The 9,498-nt window shown below is 66.1% G+C and carries 9 protein-coding genes; 3 read left to right on the forward strand and 6 right to left on the reverse strand.

Annotation, left to right across the window (positions count from 1 at the left end; all coding sequences use genetic code 11):
- The coding region (locus AC1D34_RS28210; RefSeq protein WP_476825985.1) for a GGDEF domain-containing protein at positions 1-964 on the reverse strand (964 nt) is incomplete at its 3' end.
- 177 nt (positions 965-1,141) lie between these two features.
- Here AC1D34_RS28210 and AC1D34_RS28215 point away from each other — a divergent pair.
- The gene (locus tag AC1D34_RS28215) at positions 1,142-1,342 is read left to right on the forward strand and encodes a hypothetical protein (protein ID WP_162768306.1); all 201 of its coding nucleotides are present in this window, start codon (positions 1,142-1,144) and stop codon (positions 1,340-1,342) included.
- A gap of 196 nt (positions 1,343-1,538) precedes the next feature.
- Here the strand turns inward: AC1D34_RS28215 and rpmF are convergent, their stop codons facing one another.
- Together rpmF and mtgA are read right to left on the reverse strand one after the other, a co-directional pair.
- Positions 1,539-1,724, reverse strand: coding sequence for a 50S ribosomal protein L32 (rpmF, locus tag AC1D34_RS28220; protein ID WP_043233137.1), 186 nt, complete (start codon positions 1,722-1,724; stop codon positions 1,539-1,541).
- 119 nt (positions 1,725-1,843) lie between these two features.
- Complete coding sequence (gene mtgA, locus AC1D34_RS28225; RefSeq protein WP_476825986.1) at positions 1,844-2,563, reverse strand: monofunctional biosynthetic peptidoglycan transglycosylase; 720 nt, start codon at positions 2,561-2,563, stop codon at positions 1,844-1,846.
- 80 nt (positions 2,564-2,643) lie between these two features.
- Here mtgA and AC1D34_RS28230 point away from each other — a divergent pair, with 80 nt between their 5' ends.
- Both AC1D34_RS28230 and AC1D34_RS28235 read left to right on the forward strand, forming a co-directional pair.
- Positions 2,644-3,579 carry a polyprenyl synthetase family protein gene (locus tag AC1D34_RS28230; RefSeq protein ID WP_476825987.1) on the forward strand — a complete coding sequence of 312 codons (936 nt, stop codon included), beginning with the start codon at positions 2,644-2,646 and terminating at the stop codon, positions 3,577-3,579.
- Positions 3,580-3,908: 329 nt separating this feature from the next.
- The gene (locus tag AC1D34_RS28235; RefSeq protein ID WP_441488337.1) at positions 3,909-5,021 is read left to right on the forward strand and encodes a branched-chain amino acid ABC transporter substrate-binding protein; all 1,113 of its coding nucleotides are present in this window, start codon (positions 3,909-3,911) and stop codon (positions 5,019-5,021) included.
- Positions 5,022-5,743: 722 nt separating this feature from the next.
- Here AC1D34_RS28235 and AC1D34_RS28240 read toward each other — a convergent pair.
- The 3 genes from AC1D34_RS28240 to AC1D34_RS28250 all read right to left on the reverse strand — a co-directional run.
- Positions 5,744-7,480: a cache domain-containing protein gene (locus AC1D34_RS28240; RefSeq protein WP_476825988.1), complete on the reverse strand. Its 1,737-nt coding sequence runs from the start codon at positions 7,478-7,480 to the stop codon at positions 5,744-5,746.
- A 33-nt stretch (positions 7,481-7,513) separates the two neighbouring features.
- On the reverse strand, positions 7,514-8,494 hold the full coding sequence (locus AC1D34_RS28245) for an ABC transporter substrate-binding protein (RefSeq protein ID WP_476825989.1): 981 nt from the start codon (positions 8,492-8,494) through the stop codon (positions 7,514-7,516).
- Between the two features lie 245 nt (positions 8,495-8,739).
- Positions 8,740-9,498 (reverse strand): amidohydrolase family protein (locus AC1D34_RS28250; RefSeq protein ID WP_476825990.1); only part of this gene is annotated, 759 nt, incomplete at its 5' end.

Genomic DNA, 9,498 nt, shown 5'->3' on the forward strand with positions numbered 1-9,498 from the left:
GTGCCGCGATGGCCTGGATATCGAATCCGCTATGGTCCGGCGCCGGCTCACGCAACTCGCGCTGACGTGCGATGACGACGGTATCGACCGCGCCCGCCTTGGCGCCGGCAAGGGCGTTCTCAGCGGCCGAGACCAGCGTACCGGCATGGCGCGAGAGATCCGGCGCGACGGCCGCCCCGACGCGCAGACGCACCAGCGCAATGCCGCGCCCGGTCTCGATCGCGGACTGTGCGACGGCCTTGATGAAGCGCCGCGCCGCCGGCTCGATCTGGTTCTGCGGACAGCCTGCGAGCAGGATGGCGAAGCGATTGCTGGAATAGCGCAGCAGATGGTCGCGTCGGCGCATCACCGAGCGCAGCCTTTCCTGGACCACGCCGATGATCTCATCGGTGGCCTCATGGCCGAAATCATCGTTGAGACGCGCGAGTTCGTCGATCGCCGCGATCAGCACGACTACCGGTCGCTCCGCCGCGAGATGCTCCTGCAGCGATGATTCGAGGCGCTCGACCAGCGCTCCGCGGTCACAGACGTCGCGACTCTGCGCGGTAAGCTCGTCGGGCCGCACAGAGCGCTCGATGCGCAGCACGCCGCGCGCCATGGCAGGCTGACCGTCGATGCCGACGAACCAGCGGCCGGCATCCTCGATCCACATCTTGCGGCCGCCGAGATCGGCTGCGTAGCGGGTGCGGTAGATCGCACCTTCGCCATGGTCCTGTCCGCCGGTCGAGAAGATCGCGTCGTAGCGACTGCGGCCGCTACCCGGCTCCACCAGCCCGGCGAAAGCGAGACCGCGGCTCATCGCAGCTACCGGAATCGGTCCCAGAACCTCGGCGGCGTTCGGACCCCAGTTCAGCGAATCGCTGGCGATGTCCCAGCTGTAGACCACCTCGCCGATCGAGGAGAGCAGGCTGCGCGGGTCGACGATCGTTTCGTCACGGGTACTCAGGATCGATGGCGCAGGCATCGGTGCAGGGCCTTAGAGGCGCAGGCCGCGGGACACCTTTGGCGTCGTGCCGTCCTGGCCGAACGAGATCGGGAGATGTTTCGAAACGATGCAGGTTTCTGGCTTAACGCCCGGTTAAGGCCGGCCCCTGGATTGCAACTTTACCTCCAGCGCAACCCTAGCGTTCCGGAGTGGCACATGCGGGATCAGCAATACGGGGCGAGAAGCCACCAGGCGCTTCCCGATGCATCGACGATGCTGCTGCTGCAGATCGCGGCCAGCCATGCCGAAATCGGTCCGTTCGCGCGCCGGGCGCGCGAGACGCCGCAGGTCGCGGCGCGGCGCTACGAGGCCCAGGCACAGCGCGCCGGAAGGAAGCGGCAGCGCCTGGTCGCGTGAGGCCAGGCCCTCTGCCGAGGAGCCGCATGACAGCGGTGTCCCGATGGATCATCCGGAAGCCGCACCGGAGACATCCATCGAGACGCGATCACAGATCGCTCCTCGGCAGAGGGCCTGGCAGGCGCCAGCCGAAACAGGACAAAGAAAAAGCCGGCCTCGCGGCCGGCTCCTAGACTCGCAAGCCTGCGACCGGGGCTCAGGCCTCGGTCTTGGCCTTCAGCACCTGGCGACCGCGATACATGCCGCTCTTCAGATCGACATGGTGCGGACGACGCAGCTCGCCGGAGTTCTTGTCTTCGATATAGGTGGGCTGCTTCAGCGCGTCGGCCGAGCGGCGCATGCCGCGCTTCGACGGCGAAGTCTTTCTCTTCGGAACGGCCATTGTACTCTCCATCGTGCCGCCGTCCGGAAGCGCAGGCCGCAGAGCCACGCCACCGCCACGACGACGGATCAATCTCGTGAGGCGATGGCCATACACGCTCGCAGGCGGGATGACTAGGCCTAATCGACATCTTTCATGCCGGAAGGCACGGCGCAATCCCCAAGTGATCCGAGCTGCGCCATGCGACGCTGGATTCGCCCGCTCGCCGATTGCAGGCCGCGGCTCGGCTTGGCGGGATTGCGCAGGATCGGATTCGGCAGCGCACCGGCGAGCCGCGCAGCCTCTCCATTGTTCAGGCGGGCGGCAGGCTTGCGGAAATGGCGTTGGGCGGCGGCCTCCGCCCCGAAGACGCCATCGCCCCACTCGGCGACGTTGAGATAGACCTCGATGATCCGCTGTTTCGGCCAGGCGAAGTCGATCGCGAGCGCGAGCGGAATCTCGAGCGCCTTGCGCAGATAGGAGCGCCCCGGCCAGAGAAAGACATTCTTGGCCGTCTGCATGGTCAGCGTCGAAGCGCCGCGGCTCGGGCCATCCTCATCATCGAGCACGGCGTTGAGCTCGATCCAGTCGACGCCGGAATGGCTGCAGAAGCGCTGGTCCTCGGCGGCGATGACGGCGCGGATCAGCGAAGGCGAAATCTGCGTGAGCGGCACCCATTGCCGTTCCACCGGCTGAAAGCTCAGCCAGCGCGCGAGCATCAGCGTCGAGGGAGCGGGCATGAACCGAAAGATCAGCAGCCCGAGCGCCAGGGCCACGACGAGCCCGATGAGGATGCGAAAACACCACCCCAATACGCGGCCGACAACTCCTCGCCGCCGCGTTTGCTCGTGACCCGCCATGACCGCCATGCCCCCGCAACTTGACGATCCCGCCCCCATCCGGCAAGCCCCCGCCACCGTTGCGAACGCGAGATCAGCGCATGAGTTCCGCCGCAGATGACGCCCTTCCGGCCCGTCTTTCACAGACAGCCGATGCGATCGAGGCCCTCCTCGACGGTCTGCTCCAGGCTGCTCCGGGAGCGGGCGAGATCGCGCGGCCCGAACGCCTGCTCGCGGCCATGCGCCATGGCGCGCTCGGCGGTGGCAAGCGCCTGCGGCCCTTCCTGACGGTCGAGACGGCGCTGCTCTTCGGGGCCAGCGAAGCCCAGGCCTTGCGTGCCGGCGCGGCCGTCGAGCTGCTGCATTGCTATTCGCTCGTCCATGACGACCTGCCCTCGATGGATGATGACGATCTGCGCCGCGGACGACCGACGGTCCACAAGGCCTTCGACGAGGCGACCGCGATCCTGGCCGGGGATGCGCTGCAGACGCTCGCCTTCGAGGTTCTTGCCGACACAGCCACCCACGAGTCGGGTGCGGTCCGCGCGGCGCTGGTGCTTTGCCTCGCCCGGGCGTCCGGGCTCGGCGGCATGGTCGGCGGCCAGATGTTCGATCTCGCGGCGGAGGGACGCTTCGACCCGGGCTCGATCGCGCTGGCCGAGAACGAAATTCGTCGACTGCAGGCGATGAAGACGGGGGCGCTGCTAGCGGCCAGCGTCGAGATCGGTGCGCGCCTCGGCGGCGCCGATGAGGCCGCCCTTGCCGCGCTTGGGCAATACGGCCGGGCAGTCGGCGCCACCTTCCAGGTGGCCGACGACGTCCTCGACGTCGAGGCGAGCCAGGAGCAGATGGGCAAGGCCACGGCCAAGGACCAGGACAAGGGCAAGGCGACCCTGATCAGTGCGCTCGGTCTCGCCGGCGCCAAGCGCGAGCGCGACCGGCTCTGCGAGGAGGCCGTCGCGGCCGTGTCGGGTTTTGGCGAGGAGGCCGCGATGCTGCGGGCTGCGGCATGGTTCGCAGCGACGCGGCAGAACTAGGGCCCGAGCTCCGCAGCGATGACATCCACGCAGTTTTKCGTGGCGCGGCAGCATGCAGCTCCGCATTCGGCATGGACTCTGCGCCGCATGACATGCCCACGGGCGGAGGGCAGCCGCTCGCCCGGCCGACCCGGCAATTTTGACACCCACCCCACCTGGCGAGCGCAGTGCCGCGGGCAGGCGTGCTGCCCTATAAAACCCGCGAGCGATCTCTATGCACGTTTCGCCCCTGCCCGGCCTCCCCGCGCAGTGGCAGGGTATTCGACCGCTTCACCACGAAGGCTCGCATCCAGGACAGGAACTGCGAGCCAGTTGAGGAGAGGATTGTGATGAGCAAGTTCAAGTTCTTCGTCAGTGCGGCGTTTGCTGCCACGCTGCTCGCCTCGGCGCCGGCCGCACGGGCCGATATCGTCATCGGCCTCATCGCACCACTGACGGGTCCGGTCGCTGCCTATGGCGACCAGGTGCGAAACGGCGCAGAGGCGGCGATCGACGCCATCAACAAGAAGGGCGGCGTGCTCGGCGAGAAGCTGGTGCTCAAGCTTGCCGATGATGCCGGTGATCCCAAGCAGGGCGTTTCGGCCGCCAATCTGCTGGTCGGGGACAAGGTGCGCTTCGTTGTCGGGCCGGTGACGTCGGGCGTCGCGATTCCCGCGTCCGATGTCTTTGCCGAGAACGGCGTGCTGATGGTCACGCCGACAGCTACGGCGCCGTCACTCACCACCCGTGGGCTGACCAATGTTCTGCGGACATGCGGCCGCGATGATCAGCAGGCCGAGGTCGCCGCCAACTATGTCCTGAAGAATCTCAGGGACAAGCGGATTGCGGTCATCCACGACAAGGGCACCTACGGCAAAGGCCTCGCGGATGCCTTCAAGAAGGGGATCAATGCCGGCGGCCTGAACGAGGCGCTCTACCTGTCGCTGACACCGGCCGAAAAGGATCTCTCGGCCATCACCACGCGTCTCAAGGCCGCCAATATCGACCTGATCTATTTCGGCGGCTATCATCCGGAAGGTGGTCTCCTCGCCCGGCAGCTTCGCGACGCCGGGCTCAAGGCCACCATCATCGGCGGCGAGGGGCTTTCCAACACGGAGTTCTGGGCGATCGCCAATGAGACGGCGGCAGGCGCACTCTTCACCAACGCGACAGATGCGCTGAAGAACCCCGACTCCGCGGAAGCGGTCAAGGTTCTCAAGGACAAGGGTATCCCGCCGGAAGCCTTCACGCTCAATGCCTATGCCGCGGTCGAAGTGCTGAAGGCCGGCATCGAGAAAGCCGGCAAGGCCACCAATGCCGCCGCAGTCGCGACAGCGCTGAAGTCCGGAGGGCCCATCACCACCGCCATCGGCAAGCTGGCCTATGACAAGAATGGCGATCTCAGCTCGCCGGCGTTCTCGATGTTCAAATGGGAGGGCGGCAAGATCGTCGCCGTGGAATAACGAGCAGGCTCGGGCGCGAAGACGGCAAACCCGTGCCTTCTTCGCGCCACCGCCTGACTTCCTCGTTGATCCCGATGCCCCTGCCAGCTCGACGCTCTACGCCAAGCTCTTCCGGGGCCGGGGCCGCGCGCCGAACATTGCCTGCCTCAACCCATGATTGAAGGGGAGTGGGGAGTGGAGCTGGACAATCACAACAACCTCGGACTTCGTCGGCAGCAATGCGGGAGCATCCGCCTTGCGCTCGGTTCCGTCCTCCGGCAACAATGCCTCATGATCAGGACGCCATTTGCGACGCTACTCTGCGTCACCGCACTCACAGCATGCAGCCCGACGCCAGTGCGTCAGGTTATCGTGCCGGACAGCACGCCCGAGAAGCGCATCATAAGGTCGGGCAGCGACTTCGTCCTGCCTGACGGCACGCGCGTGACACCCGACCAAAGCGGCGGTTTCCAGCTGCCCAACGGCGATTATGTCCGGCGGGATCCACGCGGCGCATTGATACTGCCCACGGGCGCGCGCTGCGTCCCGGACCCAACCGGATATGTTTGCCCCTGATCAATGGCCATCGTCGCCGGCGCGCCATCAGAAGCCAGTCTGCTCCACGAGCGGCGCCGCCGGCACCTAAGGCATCGGCCCGAAAGGTGGATTGCGGTTTTCGGGAAAGCCGATGCCATCCCGGATGGTTAGATCATCGGACCGGGTACGATATCTGGTCCGATGATCTAATGTCCGATGCCGAAGACAACGGCGAAGACGGGAACGGGTTGGTCGAACCCTTTCAGACTCCGCGGATCCAGCTCAGCCAGCGGCACGCTGGAACCAACCGCGCGGGCCGCGACGCGATCGATCAGGATCTCGGAATCCCGGGCGCTCGCGCATAAGCGCGATGCCAGGTTCGTGACGTTGCCGATCGCAGCGTAATCGAGGCGGCCTTCCGAGCCGATCCGTCCGACCGTGGCCGGCCCCATGGCCAGCCCCACGCCAAAGCCAAGCTGGTGGCCCCGGCTGCGCCATCCGACCAGAAGTTTCTGCACGCTCATTTGCATGTCGCTCGCCATGGTGACGGCGCGCAGGGCCGGGTCAGGGCAGGAAACCGGCGCGTTGACCAGGACCATCGCTCCGTCCCCGGAGAAGCCCATCAGCGTCGCCCCATGCGCGCCGACCACCACTTCGATGGCGCCGTAGTACTCGCCGAGCACGCCCATCACGGTTTCGGGCTCAGCCTGCGCCGAGAAGGCGGTGAAGCCGCGCAAATCGCAGAAGACCACGACCACCTCGACGCGCCGCCCGTCGAGCACGCCGTCATCACCTGTGCGGTCGACGAGTTCGGCCACTTGCGGCGCGAGAAAGCGCCGGAGCCGACTGATGCGTTCGGAGCGTTCCTGGGACACGGCCAATTCACCCGCCATCTCATTGAACCGGGTGGCCAACCGCTCGAACTCGTCGCCCGTGCCGAGGCTGATCCGGTGGTCGAACTGCCCTGCGCCGATCTGCGCGACGCCCTCCTCCAGGAGCCGTATCGGCCCGACCATGCGCTGCGTCAGCCAATAGGCAAGCACGGCCGCGAGGACGGTTCCCGCAATGAGCAGCACCCCGGTGCGCCAAAGTGCGGCGTTGATCCGGCGGAATGCCTCAGTCACGGGCTGTTTGACGATGACGCTCCAATCGACGCCGGGGATCGGCGCCATGGCGGCCAGCACCGTGTTTCGCGCGATATCCTGCCCGGTGATCGCTTGGCCGGGGCGCGCCAGCATGGCGGCCCGCAAGGCCTGAAGCGGTTGCGTTGCGGCTTCGTCGGCACGCAGCACCAGGCTGATATCGGGATGAGCGACAAGGCGCCCCGGCTGGTCGAGCACGAACGCCTCGCCCGTCCGCCCCACCCTTATCGCCGAGATCACATCCCAGATGAACTTGAGATTGACCTCCGCGACCGCCACTCCGACCGCCGAGCGATTGCCGGCGACCGAGACCGTCATGAATGGCTCCGAGCCGCCATAGAATGTCACCGGCCCAAACCAGACCCGCCCCGAGCGGGCTCCCGCCACCGCCGGATTCGCCGAGTGATCCTCGCCGCTCTCGACCCTGTYCAGGCCGATGCGCGACACGAACAGGCGTTCCTTGCCGGCAGCGTCGATGAGGCGGAGGCTGACCACGGCGGGGACCTGGCGCAGCAGGCGCAAGGCGTCGAGCCTGCGCCGCTCGTCGGTATTCTCCGACCACGGCAATTGCACCATCCATCCAAGCTGATCGCGAATTCCTTCCATGAAATCCTGGATCTTCGCCGCCGCGCCTCGGGCTTCTGCATCGAGCAGGTCGTTCAGCCTGGCGCGCTGGTCGTGATAGCCGAACCAGGCTTCGCTCCCACCCGCGATCAGAAGCGGCAGGGCGACCGCCGCGAACAGGGCGAGAAAATACTTCCTGAACAGCGAGGTTCGTGGGACGTCGGGCGAATGGGACACCGTGCTAGCTCACGCGCCGGCTCACCGGCCGGGTCATTCGATCACCCCGTCGGCGCTGCTCAGCAGCGAAGGCGGGAATGATAGGCCCAGAGAATTGGCGGCCTTCAGGTTGATGAACATCTCGACCTTGGTCACGCGCTGGACCGGGAGTTCGGAGGGCTTTTCGCCCTTGATGATACGGCCGGCATAGGTGCCGGCGTGACGGTGCGATTGCTCGAAATCACCGCCATAGCTCATCAGCCCGCCGGCGATCGGAAAGTCACGGGATTGGGTGACAGCCGGCACCGCGTGCTCGACTGCGAGGACGGCAAGCCGCTGACTGCGATAGGCAAAATAGGGGTCGGAGGTGAAGACGAGACCGCCCGGCCGCATCTGAGACACGGTCCTGAACATGCCGTCGAATTCCTGTTCGGTGCTGGCCGTCAGGACACGAAGCTGCAGACCAAGACTGTCCGCCGCGGCCTGAAGATTCTTCACTTGCGAGTTCGAAGTCGGGCTGGTCGGGTTGACGGCAACGGAAAGGCTCCCGGCACCAGGAAGCAGCTCGTGCATGAACTCCAGCCGCTTGCGCGAGACCTCCACGCTGAGGCTCGACACCCCCGTGAGATTGCCTCCCGGCCGGGACAGGCTGTCCACGACGCCCAGCGCAATGGGGTCTCCTCCCATTTCAAAGACGATCGGGATCGTCGTCGTCGCCGATTTTGCCGCGAGCGCGACCTCGGCGCCGCCCGGCGCCACGATCACCGTCACCTGACGATTGACGAGATCCATCGCGAGGGCGGGCAGTTGGCGATACTGGCCCTCCGCCCACCGATACTCGATCGCGAGATTGCGCCCCTCGACAAATCCGGCTTCCGCGAGGCCCTCACGAAAGGCCCGGAGGCGGCTCGCATAGGGCCCGGGGGATTCGGAGCCGAGATACCCGATGACCGGCATAGCCGGCTGTTGCGCGCGAGCCGGGAGGGTCCAGGCCATCGCTGCACCGGCGAGCGCGACGAAATCGCGTCGCCTCATTCGGCCAGCGGCCTCGGCACAGACGGAGGGCATGAAACGCAACGCCGTCTCTCCTTCCAACCAACATCGCCAGTCGGCATGAAGCGCTCGATGTTACCTCAATCACTCGGCCGCAGCATAGCCGCGCGACCGACGCTGCAAAGCCGGTTGAGCGACATCGAGCCGCCCAACCGAACTCACCGCCGCCGGCACGGGATGGCGGCAAGTTCGCCCTCGCCTCCCTCCCCTCTGCGATGTCTGGGAAGCTAGCCGTCCGTGCRATCAGGTTGCTTGATCTTATAGACGCGCGGCGTCAGCTCCTCGATTTCCCGTCCGGCCCAATCCCGCTCGCTCGCCGTCTTGATCACGTCCCGCTGCCCCTGGCGCAGCATCTCGATATCGTTTCCGATGTCGAAGTGGAGCACCTGCCCGTTGGCGACGACCTGTCGCCCATCCACGTAAACGTCTCGGATTGCCCGGTCATTCGCGGAATAGACGATGCTGCGGATCGGATCGTAGTCAGGCTGCATGTAAGGGTTCGTCATGTCGACGATCGAGAAATCGGCCTTGCAGCCGATGGCCAGGCGGCCGAGATCGGGCCTGCGAATGATGTCGGCTCCGACATTGGTGGCGGCACTGAAGGCATAGGATGTCGGCGCTGCGGTGAAGCTCCCCGCAACGATGCGCCCGGCGTAACAAGCCATCCGCAACTCATCCAGCATGTTGTGCGGAAAGCTGTCGGTGCCGATGCCGACCGGAACTCCCGCATCGACATAGCGGGCGAGCGTATTCAGTGCGATGCCCCGACGCGCGAAGACGACGGGGCAATGGGCGACCTGTGCGCCGCTCCGCACAAGCCGTTCGAAGTCGTTGCCCTGCGGCCAATGCAGCCATGGATGATCGTTGAGGAAGATGCAGTGCCCGATCACGGTGTCGGGACCAAGCGCACCGATCTTGTCGAGCCATTCAATCGGCGTGCAGCCGGTGCGACGCACGATCTCCTGGAATTCGACAATGCTCTGTGC

It is taken from the genome of Allobosea sp. P1_A7 (assembly GCF_056406775.1).

Bases quoted from the DNA above. Each gene is read 5' to 3' on its own strand.
- AC1D34_RS28215 (WP_162768306.1), top strand. From the start codon at position 1,142: ATGCGGGATCAGCAATACGGGGCGAGAAGCCACCAGGCGCTTCCCGAT.
- mtgA (WP_476825986.1), bottom strand. From the start codon at position 2,563: ATGGCGGGTCACGAGCAAACGCGGCGGCGAGGAGTTGTCGGCCGCGTA.
- AC1D34_RS28235 (WP_441488337.1), top strand. From the start codon at position 3,909: ATGAGCAAGTTCAAGTTCTTCGTCAGTGCGGCGTTTGCTGCCACGCTG.
- AC1D34_RS28245 (WP_476825989.1), bottom strand. From the start codon at position 8,494: ATGAGGCGACGCGATTTCGTCGCGCTCGCCGGTGCAGCGATGGCCTGG.
- rpmF (WP_043233137.1), bottom strand. From the start codon at position 1,724: ATGGCCGTTCCGAAGAGAAAGACTTCGCCGTCGAAGCGCGGCATGCGC.
- AC1D34_RS28230 (WP_476825987.1), top strand. From the start codon at position 2,644: ATGAGTTCCGCCGCAGATGACGCCCTTCCGGCCCGTCTTTCACAGACA.